We start from the raw sequence: 17,101 nt of genomic DNA on the forward strand, positions 1-17,101 counted from the left end.
ATTGGGTGCGTTCTACTACTGGCGCACGCCGGACGAATCGGCGATGCAAGTATCAGGCCTGCCCCACGATGCGCACCGGGCGCTCCGCGTTGCGGTAGCGTTCCGAGCGACGCGTGCGGTCATTCACCTGACCAGCCAGCTGACCACAGGCCGCAGCGATATCATCGCCCCGGGTGGTACGCACGGTTACGGTATAGCCTTTGTCCAACAAAATCTGTTGAAAACGTCGCAAAGCGTTGTTGCTGACCCGCTGGTAGTCGGACAGTTCGAACGGATTGAAGGGTATCAGATTTATCTTTACCGGCACATCTCGCAGCAGCTCTGCCAGCTGCTCGGCATGTTCGGGACGGTCATTCACTTCCCGGATCATGGTGTACTCGATAGTCATCTTGCGATGATTGTCCGGCATATTCTCGATGTAGCGCTTGGCGCTGTCGAGCAGCATGGCGATGGGGTACTTCTTATTGATTGGTACCAGCACATTGCGCAGCTCGTCGTTGGGCGCATGCAGGGAGATCGCCAGGCTCACATCGGTGACTTCCGCCAGCCGATCCAGAGCGGGCACCACACCGGAGGTGCTCAGGGTTACCCGACGCTTGGAGATGCCGTAGGCATTGTCTTCCATCATCAGGTTCATGGCATCGACCACGTTGTCGAAGTTGAGCAGGGGCTCTCCCATACCCATCATCACAACATTGGTCACCATTCGCGGGCCGTTGGGTTGCAGCTGGCCAAAGGATTTACAGGCAATCCATACCTGCCCGATGATCTCGGCCGCGGTGAGATCGCGGTTGAACCCCTGCTTACCGGTTGCACAGAAGCTGCAATCCAGCGAACAGCCGACCTGGGAAGAAACACACAGGGTGCCACGGTCACCGTCCGGAATATAAACGGTCTCGATCACATTACCGCCAGAGACTTCGATCAGCCACTTGCGGGTGCCATCGGAGGAGTCCATCTGCTTGAGGACTTTGGGGGCGCGCACTTCGGCAATTTCAGCCAGCTTGGCACGCATGACCTTGCTGACATTGGTCATCTGCTCGAAATCATCCACGCCATTCTGGTGGATCCACTTCAAGACCTGCACAGCGCGAAAGCGCTTTTCACCCAAACCGGCAAAGAAGTCTGCAAGCTTGTCTACGGACAGCCCCAACAGGTTTACTTTTTCAGTTTGAACGGTTTCAGCGGTATCGGTCATGGATTCACCTTGTGCCGGGTACGGCACGTCAATGTGGTACATCGTGTAGGAGCCTGCTTGCAGGCGACAGGTTCAGTACTTGGCCCTGTTCGCCTGCAAGCAGGCTCCTACAAAGCGCGTGCTGGATTAGCGTGCGCAGATTTCTTCAGCAGCGAAGAAGTAGCTCACTTCACGCTCAGCGGAAGCCGCAGAGTCGGAACCGTGTACGGCGTTCGCATCGATGCTGTCAGCGAAGTCAGCACGGATGGTGCCTGCAGCCGCTTCTTTCGGGTTGGTAGCGCCCATCAGGTCGCGGTTGGCCAGAATGGCGTTTTCGCCTTCCAGTACCTGCACAACAACCGGACCGGAAGTCATGAACTCAACCAGATCCTTGAAGAAAGGACGTTCTTTGTGCTCAGCGTAAAAGCCTTCCGCTTTTTCCTGAGACAGCTGAACCATTTTCATGGCAACAATGCTCAGACCAGCTTTCTCGAAGCGGCTCTCGATTTCGCCGATTACATTCTTGGCTACTGCGTCTGGCTTGATGATGGACAGAGTGCGTTCCAGGGCCATGGTTTTCTCCATTCTAGGTTTTGAAAAAAATTGTCATAAGACAGATACGAAAAGAGCAACTTCCGTTGCTCTTCCCTGAATTCTTTTACCGCAAAGGTGGTGAATAATTAACCAGCTATATGCGTGGAGCGCGGATTATACGCGCTGTGAGATGAAGTTTGTACTATTTGATGCAGTAGCTGTAGGAGCCTGCTTGCAGGCGGAAGGTTCAGCGCTCGCTTCATTCGCTGGCAAGCAAGCCCCTGCAGGCTTGCACCCAATACCTGACTACCCGTTCTCTTCAATCCAGGCGGCCTGAATTGCCTCCAGGATCTTTTCCCCACAGCGATCGGGGTCGTCATCAAAGCCCGGCAGATCCATGACCCACTTGCGCAAATCAACGAAGTTGACTGACAACGGGCTCACATCCGGGTGCGCGTCACTGAGTTCGATAGCAATATCGTGAATATCCGTCCACTTCATGGCTTACTCCTAAATCGCTCCGAGGGCCGCGGCAATATCAGTGCCGTTCGGAAACCTGGTTGATGGTGTACTTGGGAATCTCGACCACGAGATCCTCTTTATCCACAACCGCCTGACAGGACAGGCGCGACTCTGGTTCCAGCCCCCAGGCTTTATCCAACAGATCTTCCTCAAGCTCATCGGGCTCACCGAGGGAATCAAAACCTTCACGCACGATCACATGGCAAGTGGTACAGGCGCACGACTTCTCACAGGCGTGCTCGATTTCCACACCGTTCTGGAGCGCGGCATCACACACAGTGACTCCGGGCTCAACCTCAATGACTTTACCTTCCGGGCAGAGCTCCGCGTGGGGCAAAAATACGATCTTCGGCATTACTCAATAACTCTTGTCTGTGTCCGTCGGCCTTATAGAGGCTCAGGACTGATCAAATTCGTCCAGGCTGTGGCCCTGCATGGCCCGCTTGATGGATTTATCCATGCGGCGCCCAGCAAAAGGCTCCGACAAAGTGTTCAGCGCTTCGACCCGGCTGCGGATCTCTTCTGCTGTGCCACCATTATGCGCCAGTCGCAGCGCTTCCATCGCGCGCTCCAGCTCATCGAGTTCCTCGTTGCTCAGCAGCTCCGCACCGTCTTCCTGCAGCGCCACCAGCATGGCCTCCATGGAGCGCTCGGCTTCGACCTGCGCTTCACGCAGGGCCCGCGCGACGACATCTTCTTCCGCGTGCGCATAGGAATCCTGCAACATGCGGGTGATATCGGAATCCTCAAGTCCGTACGACGGCTTAACCGTAATTTCCGCAGCGACTCCGCTACTTTTTTCCACCGCACTCACAGACAACAGGCCATCTGCATCCACCTGGAAAGTCACACGGATATGCGCGGCCCCTGCCACCATCGGCGGGATACCCCGCAACTCAAACCGGGCGAGCGAGCGGCAGTCTTTCTCCAGCTCCCGCTCCCCCTGCACCACATGTATCGCCATGGCCGTCTGGCCATCTTTGAAGGTGGTAAATTCCTGTGCTTTGGCCACTGGAATGGTGGTGTTGCGGTGAATCAGCTTCTCGGTGAGACCACCCATGGTCTCAAGCCCCAAAGACAGCGGGATCACATCCAGTAACAGCAGGTCTTCGCGGGACTTGTTGCCCACCAGTACATCCGCCTGCAGGGCGGCACCAATCGCCACCACCTGATCGGGATCGATATCCGCATGGGGCTTGCGCCCGAAAAACTCTTCAACCTTTTCCCGCACTCGCAACGTACGTGTAGAACCGCCCACCAGAACCACCTCAGCAATATCTTCAGCGGTCAGGCCGGCGTCGCGTAATGCGCGCTTGCAGGCGCGCAGGGTCTTGCTGATGAGTGGGTCCAGTAGCTCGGCCAGCTTTTCGCGGCTCAGCGCACCGGACCAGCTACCGTATTCAATGGCGATGGAGTCGGCCTCTGCCAACGCTTCTTTCGCAGCACAGGCCGTATTCAGCAGTTTGCGCTGGGTGGCAGCGTCGAGATCGGACCCCAGGCCAGCCTCTGCCGCGATCCATTCACCCACTGCACGGTCAAAATCGTCCCCGCCGAGGGCGCTGTCGCCACCAGTGGAGAGCACTTCGAATACACCACGGGACAGCCGCAGGATCGAAATATCGAAGGTGCCACCGCCAAGGTCATAGACAGCCACGGTCCGATCGGCAACATCGCCGCCTTCGTCAGACTTGTCCAGCCCGTAGGCCACGGCTGCGGCCGTGGGCTCATTCAGCAGGCGCAGTACTTTGAGGCCTGCCAGCTTGGCCGCATCCTTGGTTGCCTGGCGCTGGGCATCGTCGAAATAGGCAGGCACAGTGATCACTGCACCATCCAGCTCGCCCCCAAGAGAGTCGGCGCCGCGCTTGGCCAGCACCTTCAGGATCTCGGCAGAAACCTGCACAGGGTTCACAGCCCCTGCGACGGTCTCGATAGAGGGCATACCGCCGGTATCTTCGCCAAAGTGATACGGCAACTGGTCGCCGAAACTTTTCACATCGGCCAGGCCACGCCCCATCAGGCGTTTGATGGAGATGAGGGTGTTGAACGGATCGTCGCCGGCAGCGGCGCGCGCAGCCAATCCGACTTGCACACCAGACTCGGTGTAGCGCACCGCCGAAGGCAGGATGACACTGCCATCTTCCGCCGGCAGGGCTTCCGCGGAACCACTGCGCACGGACGCCACCAGCGAGTTGGTGGTTCCCAGGTCGATCCCTACCGCACGCTTGCTCTGGTGGGGCTCGGGTGTCTGACCGGGTTCAGAAATCTGCAGTAAAGCCATAGTCATCAATCAACATTAACAATCAGTCAAATAAATCTTCTTCCAGCGCTTCAAGCTGGGACTGGAGCTTGGCGAGAAACTGCAATTTCAGCAGTGCACCCTTGGCCTCGTCCAGCGCATTGGCAGCCAGTGCCGAGGAGAAAGCCTGCTCTTGCGCTTTCAACAGCTCACCGGCTTCAACGGAAAGCACCTCGAGCTCTGACTCCGGATTCGACGCATCGCGTACCTCTTCCAGACGTTCGCGCAGGATCATCTGCTGCATCAGGAATTCGCCGTCGGCCGTGGTCTGCTCGGGGTTAATTTCCACCCCGGCCAACTGCAGTAAGTAGGCGGCCCGCTGAACAGGATCCTTGAGGGTGTTGTTCGCCTCGTTGATCTGTGCAGCGTACTGCATGGAGAGCATCTGCTCACGCTCCGACTTTGCAGCAAAGCGGTCCGGATGGAATTCCTGCTGCAGCTCCCGGTAGCGCTTTGCCAATGCCTGGCGATCTACCTCGAAGGCTACCGGCAGACCAAAAATCTCGAAGTGATTTTGTTGCAGTTTCATTCCGCTCGCCCAGATAACAAAAAGGCCGGTATGCACTCGCGCACCCGGCCCTTCACTGCCAGCATACATTCACGCTTATACGTGAAAGCTCTCGCCGCAGCCGCATTCATTTTTGACATTGGGGTTTTTGAATGCAAAACCTTCATTCAACCCCTCTTTGACAAAGTCCAGCTCAGTGCCATCGAGATAGGCGAGACTCTTTGGGTCGACGATCAGTTTCACCGCCCCGGCCTCGAATACCTGATCTTCAGGGTCTGCCTGATCCACAAACTCCAGAACATAGGCCATACCCGAGCAACCGGCGGTTCTCACACCAACGCGAATGCCGATTCCTTTGCCGCGACTGGCCAGCTGCTTGGCAACGTGGGCCCGGGCCGCTTCGGTCATGGTAATTGCCATGTCGATCGCTACTCCTTACCGCTCCAGAGGTCGCGCTTAGCCCGCGGCCTCTTCAGTCTTTTCACCACGTTTTTCACGAACATTGCGCACGGCAGCCTTGATCGCATCTTCCGCCAGCACAGAACAGTGAATCTTTACTGGTGGCAGCGCCAATTCTTCGGCGATTTCGGTGTTTTTGATCTGCGCAGCCTCATCCAGGGTCTTACCCTTCACCCACTCGGTGAGCAGGGAGCTGGACGCAATCGCAGAACCACAACCGTAAGTCTTGAACTTGGCGTCTTCGATAATGCCGCTATCGTTCACCTGGATCTGCAGACGCATAACGTCACCGCAAGCCGGTGCGCCAACCATGCCGGTCCCCACATTGTCCGATTTCTCGTCCAGGCGACCCACATTGCGCGGATGTTCATAGTGGTCAATTACTTTATCGCTATAGGCCATGACTGTACCCTCTATTCAATTCTCTATTTCCGTCCACGAGCGCTTTTGTTTGACTAAAGCGTCGCGAGCGGGCGCCGCCAGACGCACGCGCAGTAGCTTTAATGCGCCGCCCATTCGATGGTGCTCAGATCAACGCCATCTTTGTACATATCCCAAAGCGGGGACAGTTCACGCAGTTTTTCCACTGCCTGCCTTACTTCTTTGGCCGCAATATCCACATCCTGTTCCGTAGTGAAACGACCAAAACTGAAGCGCAGGGAGCTGTGTGCCAGCTCATCGTTCACACCCAGCGCACGCAGTACGTAGCTCGGCTCCAGACTCGCGGAAGTACAGGCGGAACCCGATGAGATTGCCAGATCCCTTAGGGACATGATCAGACTTTCACCTTCAACAAATGCGAAACTCACATTCAGGTTACCCGGTACACGCTGCTCAACCGAGCCGTTGATATGCACCTCTTCCATATCCTTGATCTGGTCCCAGAAGCGGTCGCGCAGCGCGATCAGACGCTTGCCCTCGTCGACCATTTCTTCCTTTGCAATACGGAAAGCTTCGCCCATACCCACAATCTGGTGGGTCGGCAGGGTACCGGAACGCATACCGCGCTCGTGACCACCACCGTGCATCTGGGCTTCAATACGCACGCGCGGCTTGCGGCGCACGTACAGCGCACCAATCCCCTTGGGACCGTAAACCTTGTGTGCAGAAAAGGACATCAGGTCGACCTTGAGTTCAGCCAGGTCGATTTCGATTTTGCCAGCACTCTGCGCCGCGTCGACATGGAAAACGATTTTGCGTTCACGGCACAGCTCGCCGATCGCGGCAATATCGTTGATCACGCCAATCTCGTTATTCACGTGCATCAGGCTCACCAGAATGGTGTCCTCGCGCAGGGCCTCAAGCACCTGCTCCGGATAGACGATACCGTCTTCTTTCGGATTCAGGTAGGTGACCTCGAAGCCTTCGCGCTCCAGCTGACGGCAGGTATCGAGCACCGCTTTGTGCTCGATCTTGGAGGTAATGATGTGCTTGCCCTTACCCTGGTAGAAGTGCGCCGCACCCTTGATTGCCAGGTTATCGGATTCGGTGGCACCGCTGGTCCAGACAATTTCACGGGGATCCGCGTTCACCAGCTCTGCAACCTGGCGACGAGCCTCTTCAACCGCCTCTTCCGCTTTCCAGCCGAACAGGTGGGAGCGGGACGCCGGGTTCCCGAAATTGCCGTCCATGGTCAGCTGCTCCGCCATTTTGCTGGCGACGCGCGGGTCCACCGGGCAAGTTGCCGAATAATCCAGATAAATGGGAAGCTTCATAATCTCTTGTCTCCACTCGCTGGCTACCCGCCAGCACCTTACTGCAATACGCTTGATCGCCACTCTTGATGCCGGTATGGCCGTCAATTTCGCGCCACACCCGACCGAGCGGCCGGCACCTTACTGCAAGCCGCCGATAATCGCTACTTTCTCTTCTGCCCCGCCGCGGATGTCCTGCCGGCGAGCTACCTCCTGCACCTCGGCGCGTTGCACCAGATCGGCGAGGGTAATGCCATTGAGAAAACTGTGAATCTGGCGGCTCAGGTCCGTCCACAGGTAGTGGGTCAGACACTGCTCGCCGCCGGAGCAGTCACTGTTGCCACCACAACTGGTGGCATCCACAGATTCATTGACTGCATCAATGATTTCCGCCACGCAAATCTCAGCGCCGGAACGCGCGAGGCGATATCCGCCCCCGGGACCACGCACACTGGAAACGAGGCTGGATTGACGGAGACGGGAAAACAGCTGCTCAAGATACGACAGCGAAATATCCTGGCGCTTTGAAATATCCGCCAGACTGATAGGGCCGCGCTCAGCGTGCAACGCCAGATCCAGCATAGCTGTCACTGCATACCGCCCTTTAGTTGTTAAACGCATATTCCCCTCCTCCCAGGCCCCGGTTGCGGGCCGGGTGGCACCCTCTGGTACCACTGAATCGGGGCGCGAGTATGAAATAACCCACTACTTCAGTCAAGTATATAGCCGAGCATTCTGGTCGGGTATTGGACCGGGAACCCTCACCAAGGACTCAATCCTCTTACCTTCCGGGCGCCCTTATTCCGAACGATCCTGATCCGGGCGACCCTGGTCCGGGCGACCCTGCCCACCAGTCCGGTGGATATGATTCTGAATCGCAGTCAGCATGCCGCGCAGAATACCCAGTTCCATGTCGTCCGGGCGGACCCGACTGAACAGTCGACGCAGGCGGGTCATAGTCTGACGGGGATTGTCGGGGTCGAGAAAGCCGAGCTCGGCCAACGCCAGCTGCAAATGCTCATAATACATTTCCATGTCACTGGCTTTTGCCGGAGGCCTGTCCCAGTCCGAATAGCTCAGCGAACCGCCCTTCTCCGCTTCCAGCGCCGCCATACGCGCCTCATAGACCAACACCTGCACCGCTGTGGCCAGGTTGAGCGAGCTGTACTCCGGGTTTGAGGGGATGTGCACATGGAAGTTACATGCCTGCAACTCTTCATTGGTCAGCCCGCGGTCTTCACGGCCGAAGACCAGCGCAACCGGATGCGTCTGGGCTTCTACCACAGCGCGCTGACCACATTCGCGGGGTGTCAGCAAGGGCCAGGGTATACGGCGCTCACGGGCACTGGTAGCGACTACCAGTCCACAGTCTGCCACCGCCTCCTCGAGGGTTTCCACCACAACCGCGCTATCCAGCAGCTCAGCGGCCCCAGCCGCTCGCCACACCGCGTTGGCCGCCGGGAATTCACGCGGTTGCACCAGATAAAGCTGGCTTAAGCCCATATTTTTCAGGGCCCGGGCGGCACCACCGATATTGCCCGGGTGGGCACTATTTACCAGCACCACACGAATATTGTTCAGTGCCTGCAGGGGAGTCGAGTCAGTCGCAGAAGTAGACATGTACGATATTTCCGGATCGAGTGGAGATGACTGTCATCACCACCCTACACTAGCCAGTTACAAAACGGTCGCGGAGTGTAGCAAAATTGCATTGAAATCCCTACAATCGCGACCGCCCGGCAAGCCCGGCACTGCTTTTTAGAAAAACTCAACTGATCCGCGGAATCGCTATGGAACCCATGCTGAATATTGCCCTGCGCGCGGCGCGCAAGGCCGGTGAACTGATCGAGCGCGCCTGGGAGCGCGGCGACCTGATGAAGTTCGAAGAGAAGAGTCGTAACGATTACGTGACCGAGGTTGATCGCGCCAGTGAGCAGGAGATCATCTATCACCTGCGCAAGGCGTTCCCGAAGCACAGTATTCGCGCTGAAGAGAGCGGCCTACAGGAAGGCGCAGAGCCCGAGTACGAGTGGATCATTGACCCCCTCGACGGCACCACCAATTTTATCCACGGCTGCCCGCATTTCGCCGTATCCATCGCCTGCCGCTACCGCGGCCAGATCGAGCATGCGGTTGTACTGGACCCGATCAAGCGCGAAGAATTCACCGCGAGTCGCGGCCGCGGCGCGGCACTCAATGGTCGCCGTATTCGCGTATCCAAACGCCAGGGCCTTAACGGCGCGCTGATTGGCACCGGCATCCCCTTCAACGGCGACTCTCTGGAAAATATCGACGCCTATCTGGCAGCGATGAAGGAGATTGCCGGGCAGACCGCGGGCATTCGTCGCCCGGGCGCAGCGGCGCTGGATCTGGCCTATGTCGCAGCTGGTCGTTTCGATGGTTTCTGGGAAATGTACCTGAACACCTGGGATATCGCGGCCGGCTCACTGCTGGTTAAAGAAGCCGGCGGCTTGATCAGTGATTTCCGCGGTGGTAACGATTACCTGGATTCAGGCAATCTGGTATGCGCCACGCCCAAAACCTTCAAACCTCTGTTGCAGATTGTCGGCAAACACCTGGGCAAAATCCGTCAGTAAGCCGCTTTCTCGCAACCACCGAAGCAGCGGCCCTTCCCGCTAGACTTCGACTTCCAACGGCCGCGCGTCGAGCGGCCGCTTGTCACCGGGTGGCAACACCCGGTTGCCACCCGGTGACAACACCTCATCCAGGGGCTTAGGCCTGCCAATGTAGTATCCCTGTACGAAATCGACGCCGATAGCGTTAAGTCGCACTGCAGTCGCTTCATCTTCCACAAACTCGGCAATCGTACGGGCGTTGAGTCGATGGGCAACCTGGTTGATCGACTCCACTATCATCAAGTCGACGAAGTTAGACTCTACGTCCCGCACAAAGCTGCCATCAATTTTGATGTAATCTATCGAGAATGCTTTGAGATAGTTGAACGAGCTGAGGCCATTGCCAAAATCATCCAGGGCGACGCTGCAACCCATGCTCCTGAGATCTGAGACAAACTGGCTGGCACTCTCCATCTGGTTGACCATCGCCGTCTCGGTAATTTCAAAACCGAGCCGCGCGGCCGGCATCGGGGAGTCGTTAAGCTCGGAGATCAGCTGACGCTGAAACGCCTTGTCCCCCAATGCATCAGCAGAAATATTGAGCGCGAAACTCAAACCGCTTGCCGCCGCCCGACTGCCCCAGCGGCGGAAAAATTCCTGAGTAACCCATTGGTCCACCTGCAGCATCAAACCATACCGCTCTGCAGCAGGTATGAATGCGCCAGGCAAAATCAAATTTCCCTCGGTATCCACCATCCGCACCAGCAACTCAAAATGACTGATACGCTGCACATCGCCAGCGCGCACAATCGGCTGGGCAAACAGTTTCAACCGGTTTTCATCCAACGCCTCACGAATAGTGGACGCCATATAAATCTGCCGGTGCTGGTCGGCCGCGGCGCTACTGTCCATCTCATAGATCACCACCGCTCCGCGACCGGCGTGCTTGGCGGAATAACAGGCCACGTCCACTTGACTCATCAGGTCTGCCAGGCGGTTGTTGTTCCGATGAATTTCCGTGATTCCCACACTGGCACCGACATCAAACACGCGTTTGTTCCAGCGAAAGCGTAATGCACCGACCTGCCGCACCAGTTGTTCACAGCGCAGGCGAGCCTGGTCCTTGCCACAGTCACGCAACAACAACCCGAACTCATCGCCACCCAGCCGCGCCACACTATCGGTGGTACGCAATTGGTCGCGGAGGAACTTGGCCACGATCTTCAGGAGCGCATCGCCCGCCTGATGCCCGGCACTGTCATTGATCACCTTGAAGCGGTCGAGATCAATGTAGGCCAGAACATGCACGTCATCGCTATCCCGAACGCTCTCCACCGCCTCGTTGATTTCCCAGCGAAACGCCTCACGATTCGGCAGATGTGTCAGGTCATCGTGACTGGCCTTGTAGCGCAATTGCTTAATCAACTGCCTGGTTTCGGTAACATCCTGAAATACGAGAACACATCCGAGTAGCTGCCCAGTACCCGCCCGTAGCGGCGATGCGGAGCACTTGATGTCGTAACTGTCACCGCGCCGGTCGTGCAATACCGCCCCCTCACCGGAAGCAACCGGCTCGCCGCGTGCCAGACTTTCCTTGATCGGACTGGGAATAGACACGCCCTGCCGACCATTGGAGAGCTGGAAAACCTGCGCTATGTGCAGACCTTTCGCCTCCCCCAAATGCCACCCCGTCATCTGCTCTGCAACGGGGTTCATAAAGGTAATTTTCTGCTGGGGGTCAGTGGCGATCACTGCATCGGCGATGGCAGTAAGGGTAACCTGGAGGTGTTCCTTTTCTTCCGCCAATGACTTGGCCATATCCTTGTTTTCGGTAATATCCCGTAAAATTCCAATGGAACGCAGAGGTTCACCTCGTTCTCCACGCTCCATGATCCGGGCTACTTCATGAATCCAGCGGTAGCTACCGGTGTCCGTACGCACCCGATACTGGCAATCAATATTTTTTCGACGACCGTCAAAATGCGCCCGCTGCGCATCCAGCAATTGCGCCCGATCTTCTTTGTGAATGCGGGCCAGCCAATCGTCACGAGTCCCCAACAGCCGATGATCGATACCAATATCGCTCACCAACCACTTGGAAAAAAAAGTCTTGCCGGAAATCAGGTCCCAGTCGTAAACCCCCTGGCCGGTGACCGTGAGGGAAAACTTCCAGCGCTCTTCTGCGCGAGCCAGCTGCGCCTCACTACGTTTGCGCCAGTCGATGTCTTCCACCTGAACAACCGCATACAGAGGTTCGTTGCACACACCGCGCGCCAGACTACTTGCCCAATGCCCCCAGACGATATCTCCGTTTTTACGCACAAAGCGCCATTCCGGCCCGCGGCTTTCAGGAGCACATTGATCGTACAGGGGCTCACCAACACTTACCGCCACCAGCGGAGGTCTGTCCCCCGAAAATATGATTTCCTGTATCTGCAAACCTCGCAGCTCCACCTCCGTGAAGCCGATAAAGCGACAAAAACTTGCGTTGGCCTGGATAATTCGGCTGTCCATTGAAACCAGTAGCATCCCCACGCGGGAGTTTTCCATCGCCGCCCGGAAACTGCTCTCTACTTCAATAATACGCTGGCTACGCCTGCGCTCGATCGTGGAAGATACGGCCATTGCATACGCGGGAATAAACGCAGCGTAAACCGGCAGGAAATCCGCCGGTGACGAAAGAACACCAGCAAACTGCGGAACCAGTAGAAAACTGCCAGCGGTAAACAGATACAGGACCTGCACGATCGCCAGAAAAATCACTACCAATGCCTGAGGGAGCTCCAGACGACTAGCCGCCCAGATAAGCGGTAACGTAATGAAAACAAAAGGATGGGGGAGCACCCCAAGGATGAGCCAGATGCTGCCCAACGATACTCCGGCAACGAACGCCAGATGACTCAACGTGCCGGAGGTAAGCATCTGACCTATACGCTGACGGTCCAGCAACTGAATAAGCGGCAGAAATACACAGATACCGGCTACGTCAGCAAGATACCAGGAAGCAAATACCGCACCGAAAGGCGCGCGACCAAAAGCCTCTGCGATACCGGCACCAATCCCAGCACCCACCACGGTCGGTATACAGGCACCGAAGCAGATAAAACGCAGCCACTGCGACATACTGTCGAAAAACTGCCCGCTGCGACAGTAACGACGCAACAAGAGTGCGGATACCAACACCTCAAACGCGCCAGCGCTGGAGTACAAAAAACTCAATAGCGGTGAAAGGTGACCAGTGATGGATGCCAGAGCATTACCAAAGAGTGAAGCGCACAATAATAGCGGCCACTGTCTCATGGTATAGCGAAGTAAAAAGGCAATAGCCAGGGCGTCGGAAAACCAGATAGAGGCGATGCCGCCTTCTAAAGCCAGTACGCTCTTGCAGAAGTACGCCAGAAAAAAGCTGCCAAGAAACAGCACGGCGACAGTCTGTAGCTGCGGCCAGTAGCCGGGATAATTATTTTTTGTTTCCTCGATTGCGGCCATCGCACACCGATTCCCTGTTACTTCCCTGTTGTATTGGGAGCAGAGCATTTCTTAAATACTCTGCTATTAAAATACTCAATTCGCGCCTTGCTCATCGATTTCCGGACGACGCAGGCAAAAACGCAGCTTTTCAGCGAGAACATTGAGCTCATACGTTTTGGGCAACCAGGCATCCGCACCACCACGGTGCATATCGTCAATAATGATCAGGGGCACCCGGCAGGTGGACGGATCGGCACGCAAAATAGTGACAAAATCGTTGGGTGCCATACCGGGAAGATCGCCATCGTAAATAATGACGTCCGGTGGCGTAGTACGCGCACTAAAAATCCCTTTCATCGCATCGCCCACCGAGCATACCTCCACCTGCTCCACAGCCGACAATACGGTTTTCAGGTATCCGGCAGCCGATGCCCGGCTGGTAACATAAAGCACCGTGCAGGGAGGAAGCATACGGCTGTAATCCGGCCGCGCGGCCATTTGCAGAACTTCGTCTGGCGCATCGATCATCAGGAATTCCACCCAGAAGATAGACCCCTGCCCCTCCTCACTATGGAAGCCGATACGCCCGCCCATCGCCTCAGTCAACTGCCTGGCAATGGCCAGCCCAACGCCCGTGCCCTCAATTTGCCCGGCTTCCGCTCCCAGGCGATTAAAAGGCTCGAATACCTGCCCTTGCTTGTCCGCCGCAATCCCGCGCCCGGTATCCAATACCGAGAGTCTCAACCAGCCTTCCGCCTGCGGCGCGAAGTTAATGACCACCCGACCATTGTCCCGGTTATATTTGATCGCATTGCCAACCAGGTTCAACACGACCTGCTTGAATCGCATGGGGTCGGCGAGTATGTATGCCCGCTCCCAGCCAAGTGGCTCAAAGATCAGGCTGACTTTGCGTGTTTCCGCAAGCGGGTCGAGCAATTGACGGCAATCGGCCACAAGTGTCGCCGGCTGTACGGGTTCAATTGAAGGCGCCAGCCGGTCGCTGTCGATGCGCGCCAAATCGAGAACATCGCCCACCAGGTGAAGAAGATGCTGGCCCGCCTTGCGAATCTCCACCAGACGCTGGCGCTGGTCGGGATTGAGACTCAGATCCATTTCCACCATTTGGCTGAAGCCAAGAATCGCGTTCAGTGGAGTGCGCAGCTCGTGGCTCAGACTGGACAGCAGACCGGCTCGTCCGCGGCTTTCCGCACGCAGACGCCCCAGCTCCAGGTCCCGCTTTTGCTGCCGCTTGCGATCCTCCGTGACATCCTGCATGGTGCCCAGAACCCTCAGCGGCCTGCCGGCATTGTTGCGCTGCAGGCTACCGCGACAGCGAACCCAAACCTCCCCGCCGGCGCGGTGTTTAAGGCGGAACTCTATATCCAAAGGCAGCGCCTCTCGCACCAGATCATCCATCGCCTGACGGACTCGCGGGTAATCTTCGGGAATCATGTGCGCCTTCCAGCGCACCAGGGCCGCACGCACATCGCTGTCCCGCTGCCCGCGGGCATATCCGAGCATCCGCCAGCAAGAGCTGTCCAGTACCACCTCATCCACGCGCAGATCCCACTCCCACAGGCCATCACCCGCCGCTTCCAACGCACAGTGGAAACGCTCACCGGAAAAATACGAAAGTGAGCGGGAATTGAGGGAATCACTGTAATCGGTACAGCCTCCGATAAAGAAGCGCCGCCCAAGGTGATCAACCTGTGCCCTCGCCCAGAGCCGCAGCCATATTGGCTGTCCCTCGCGAGAATAAGCACGAATCGTGGTATCCACGAAACTGCCCTGCTGGGAAAGGCGGTTACGCAGTGCCTGGAGACTCTCGCGATCTTCCGCGTGGACCTGGCTCAGATCGCCAGTCCAAATATTCGACAGGGCCAGCTCGGGATCTTTATGCAGGAGCATCCATATATTGCCTGTCGCCCGCTGTACACCGGCGTGCGGCTGCCATTCCCAGAGACCGCGGTTCGCGCTCAACAATAGACTGTGCAGATATTGGGCCTGTTTGAGCGCCTGCGACGGCTCCAAATCTTTTAACTCGTCAGGGGTAGCGAGCTGCGGGCCGGTATCAACCGAATTTGGGTTCACTGGATTCGACACTGGATATAGACGCCGGGACTACGGATTATGGTTATGCTTTGTCCAGTAGCTAGTGAATCACTAAATGCAGAATAAAAAAAGGCCCCGCAAAGCGGGGCCCAAAATAGCGATGATGAGAGAAAACGGGAAGTCACGCATTATTAACATTTGCCATAACCCGTGACGGTTTCCCGGAGCGCAGGCCATTGGCCTACGCTTTAGATAAAGCACAAGGCGTGCCAACTTTTAAAAACGTTCTAAATTTTCTTTTTTTGAGCAAAAAATAAACTATCTGGCGACCCAAAGTAGCCCGGCATCCAAAAACAGAAGCACACCTAGTCCATATTGACAGCAAAATGACAGCGCTTGCCCCAACAGATGACGCAAAACTCCCTCCGGGCACCAAAATGGTGCGCTAGCCGCATTTTCGTGGATTTACTGACTAACGGTTCTCGCTTTGGCCATTTCTGTCCCATCTAGAAGATGCCTCCGGCACACATCTGGGTTAGGATTTATCCTTTGTTGCGGCCAAAAACCAATAACCGGATTCCATTAACTTTGGCCAAGCGCGTATTTTCGCCGTAGCAACGACTCAGGCTCACTTAAGGTTGTAACGTATGAAAGCTGTTCCCCAAGAAGCCCCCCGCATATGGCTGACCACCATCCTGTTCGCCAGCACAGCCCTTGTGGCCATAACCCTGGTGCCTCTGTACGGGATTATGGTCGGATACCACTGGTACCAGTGGCTGGCCTTTGCGGTAATCGGCGCCTTCTGTGGACTCTCCATTACCGCGGGGTACCACCGTCTGTGGTCGCACCGTACCTATGAAGCACACTGGTCTCTGCGCCTGTTCTTTGCCCTGTTTGGTGCAGCGGCGTTGCAGAACAGTGCGCTGATCTGGTGTTCCGGCCACCGCCGCCACCATCGCCACTGCGATGACAACGACCACGACCCCTATTCCGCCAATCGTGGCTTCTGGTTTTCCCACATCGGCTGGATGCTGCGGGAATACCCGAGCGGCGCCGTGGACTTTGACAATGCCAAAGATCTCCAGCGCGACAAGATCGTGATGTGGCAGCACAATCACTACGTACCCATCACCGTTGCCATGAACGTGGGCCTGCCTCTGGTACTGGGCCTGCTTACCGGCGATGTCATCGGCATGCTGCTTCTCGCCGGCGTACTGCGCATCGTGGTCAACCATCACACCACGTTCTTCATCAATTCGCTGGCCCACATCTGGGGACGCCGCCCGTACACCGATGAAAACACCGCCCGGGACAACGACCTGCTGGCATTTTTTACCTTCGGCGAGGGTTACCATAACTATCACCACATCTTCCAGACCGACTACCGCAACGGCATTCGCTGGTACCAGTGGGATCCAACCAAGTGGCTGATCAAAACCGCCAGCTGGTTTGGCCTGGCGCGCAACCTGAAAACAGTACCGGCCATGCGCATCCAGCGCGCCATGCTCACCATGCAGTTCAAACGCGCCGAGCAGAAGCTTGAAAACTCCCGTCACAAGGAGAGCTGGAAGGAACTACTGGAACGCGAAGCTCAGGACTTTTCCGAGGCATTGGCCGAGTGGAAAGAGCTGCAGCAACAGCGCTACGAAAATGCCCGCGAGCGCCTGTTGTCAAAGTGGGAAAACGCCACAATCCGCACCCGCGTAAAAGAGCTGGAATACAGCCTGAAGATGCAGCGCAAGCGCCTGCAAATCATGATGGAGCAATTTCACATGGCTCCAGCTGCCGCTTGAGCAGTGAACCCAGCCAGAA

Annotated in this window: 15 protein-coding genes; 2 read left to right on the forward strand and 13 right to left on the reverse strand. The window is 56.7% G+C overall.

Annotated features, from left to right (window positions below; translation table 11 throughout):
- Positions 1-52: 52 nt before the first annotated feature.
- The 11 genes from rlmN to trmJ all read right to left on the reverse strand — a co-directional run bounded on the left by rlmN (position 53) and on the right by trmJ (position 8,810).
- Positions 53-1,198: a 23S rRNA (adenine(2503)-C(2))-methyltransferase RlmN gene (gene rlmN / locus LC093_RS04535; RefSeq protein WP_226662664.1), complete on the reverse strand. Its 1,146-nt coding sequence runs from the start codon at positions 1,196-1,198 to the stop codon at positions 53-55.
- Between the two features lie 126 nt (positions 1,199-1,324).
- Entirely contained in the window at positions 1,325-1,750 is a 426-nt protein-coding gene (gene ndk, locus LC093_RS04540; RefSeq protein WP_226662665.1) for a nucleoside-diphosphate kinase, read from the reverse strand.
- Positions 1,751-2,017: 267 nt separating this feature from the next.
- Complete coding sequence (gene iscX / locus LC093_RS04545) at positions 2,018-2,212, reverse strand: Fe-S cluster assembly protein IscX (protein ID WP_226662667.1); 195 nt, start codon at positions 2,210-2,212, stop codon at positions 2,018-2,020.
- A gap of 37 nt (positions 2,213-2,249) precedes the next feature.
- Positions 2,250-2,588 carry an ISC system 2Fe-2S type ferredoxin gene (fdx, locus tag LC093_RS04550; RefSeq protein WP_226662669.1) on the reverse strand — a complete coding sequence of 113 codons (339 nt, stop codon included), beginning with the start codon at positions 2,586-2,588 and terminating at the stop codon, positions 2,250-2,252.
- Between the two features lie 42 nt (positions 2,589-2,630).
- Entirely contained in the window at positions 2,631-4,511 is a 1,881-nt protein-coding gene (gene hscA, locus LC093_RS04555; protein ID WP_226662671.1) for a Fe-S protein assembly chaperone HscA, read from the reverse strand.
- 22 nt (positions 4,512-4,533) lie between these two features.
- A complete protein-coding gene (gene hscB / locus LC093_RS04560; protein WP_226662673.1) occupies positions 4,534-5,058 on the reverse strand; it encodes a Fe-S protein assembly co-chaperone HscB in 525 nt (174 codons plus the stop codon).
- A gap of 75 nt (positions 5,059-5,133) precedes the next feature.
- Positions 5,134-5,457 (reverse strand): iron-sulfur cluster assembly protein IscA, encoded by a 324-nt coding sequence (gene iscA / locus LC093_RS04565; protein ID WP_226662675.1) that lies wholly within the window; start codon positions 5,455-5,457, stop codon positions 5,134-5,136.
- 36 nt (positions 5,458-5,493) lie between these two features.
- Positions 5,494-5,898: a Fe-S cluster assembly scaffold IscU gene (gene iscU, locus LC093_RS04570; RefSeq protein ID WP_226662676.1), complete on the reverse strand. Its 405-nt coding sequence runs from the start codon at positions 5,896-5,898 to the stop codon at positions 5,494-5,496.
- A gap of 98 nt (positions 5,899-5,996) precedes the next feature.
- Positions 5,997-7,211: an IscS subfamily cysteine desulfurase gene (locus LC093_RS04575; RefSeq protein ID WP_226662679.1), complete on the reverse strand. Its 1,215-nt coding sequence runs from the start codon at positions 7,209-7,211 to the stop codon at positions 5,997-5,999.
- Between the two features lie 120 nt (positions 7,212-7,331).
- A complete protein-coding gene (gene iscR, locus LC093_RS04580; protein ID WP_226662681.1) occupies positions 7,332-7,811 on the reverse strand; it encodes a Fe-S cluster assembly transcriptional regulator IscR in 480 nt (159 codons plus the stop codon).
- 177 nt (positions 7,812-7,988) lie between these two features.
- Positions 7,989-8,810, reverse strand: coding sequence for a tRNA (cytosine(32)/uridine(32)-2'-O)-methyltransferase TrmJ (gene trmJ, locus LC093_RS04585; protein ID WP_226662683.1), 822 nt, complete (start codon positions 8,808-8,810; stop codon positions 7,989-7,991).
- Positions 8,811-8,980: 170 nt separating this feature from the next.
- Between trmJ and LC093_RS04590 the strand changes: the two genes are divergently transcribed.
- Positions 8,981-9,787, forward strand: coding sequence for an inositol monophosphatase family protein (locus LC093_RS04590; protein ID WP_226662684.1), 807 nt, complete (start codon positions 8,981-8,983; stop codon positions 9,785-9,787).
- Between the two features lie 39 nt (positions 9,788-9,826).
- Here LC093_RS04590 and LC093_RS04595 read toward each other — a convergent pair whose 3' ends face one another.
- Positions 9,827-13,255, reverse strand: coding sequence for an EAL domain-containing protein (locus tag LC093_RS04595; RefSeq protein WP_226662686.1), 3,429 nt, complete (start codon positions 13,253-13,255; stop codon positions 9,827-9,829).
- A 75-nt stretch (positions 13,256-13,330) separates the two neighbouring features.
- On the reverse strand, positions 13,331-15,328 hold the full coding sequence (locus tag LC093_RS04600) for an ATP-binding protein (protein ID WP_226662689.1): 1,998 nt from the start codon (positions 15,326-15,328) through the stop codon (positions 13,331-13,333).
- Positions 15,329-15,936: 608 nt separating this feature from the next.
- On the opposite strand from LC093_RS04600, the gene LC093_RS04605 reads away from it, so the two are divergent.
- Positions 15,937-17,082 (forward strand): acyl-CoA desaturase, encoded by a 1,146-nt coding sequence (locus LC093_RS04605; protein ID WP_226662697.1) that lies wholly within the window; start codon positions 15,937-15,939, stop codon positions 17,080-17,082.
- Positions 17,083-17,101: the final 19 nt, after the last annotated feature.

It is taken from the genome of Microbulbifer aggregans, assembly GCF_020524005.1.
Taxonomy (GTDB): domain Bacteria; phylum Pseudomonadota; class Gammaproteobacteria; order Pseudomonadales; family Cellvibrionaceae; genus Microbulbifer; species Microbulbifer aggregans_A.

Coding starts and splice junctions, on each gene's coding strand:
- rlmN (WP_226662664.1), bottom strand. CDS start 1,198: ATGACCGATACCGCTGAAACCGTTCAAACTGAAAAAGTAAACCTGTTG.
- LC093_RS04595 (WP_226662686.1), bottom strand. CDS start 13,255: ATGGCCGCAATCGAGGAAACAAAAAATAATTATCCCGGCTACTGGCCG.
- LC093_RS04605 (WP_226662697.1), top strand. CDS start 15,937: ATGAAAGCTGTTCCCCAAGAAGCCCCCCGCATATGGCTGACCACCATC.
- iscX (WP_226662667.1), bottom strand. CDS start 2,212: ATGAAGTGGACGGATATTCACGATATTGCTATCGAACTCAGTGACGCG.
- hscB (WP_226662673.1), bottom strand. CDS start 5,058: ATGAAACTGCAACAAAATCACTTCGAGATTTTTGGTCTGCCGGTAGCC.
- LC093_RS04575 (WP_226662679.1), bottom strand. CDS start 7,211: ATGAAGCTTCCCATTTATCTGGATTATTCGGCAACTTGCCCGGTGGAC.
- iscR (WP_226662681.1), bottom strand. CDS start 7,811: ATGCGTTTAACAACTAAAGGGCGGTATGCAGTGACAGCTATGCTGGAT.
- fdx (WP_226662669.1), bottom strand. CDS start 2,588: ATGCCGAAGATCGTATTTTTGCCCCACGCGGAGCTCTGCCCGGAAGGT.
- iscU (WP_226662676.1), bottom strand. CDS start 5,898: ATGGCCTATAGCGATAAAGTAATTGACCACTATGAACATCCGCGCAAT.
- ndk (WP_226662665.1), bottom strand. CDS start 1,750: ATGGCCCTGGAACGCACTCTGTCCATCATCAAGCCAGACGCAGTAGCC.
- LC093_RS04590 (WP_226662684.1), top strand. CDS start 8,981: ATGGAACCCATGCTGAATATTGCCCTGCGCGCGGCGCGCAAGGCCGGT.
- trmJ (WP_226662683.1), bottom strand. CDS start 8,810: ATGTCTACTTCTGCGACTGACTCGACTCCCCTGCAGGCACTGAACAAT.
- hscA (WP_226662671.1), bottom strand. CDS start 4,511: ATGGCTTTACTGCAGATTTCTGAACCCGGTCAGACACCCGAGCCCCAC.
- iscA (WP_226662675.1), bottom strand. CDS start 5,457: ATGGCAATTACCATGACCGAAGCGGCCCGGGCCCACGTTGCCAAGCAG.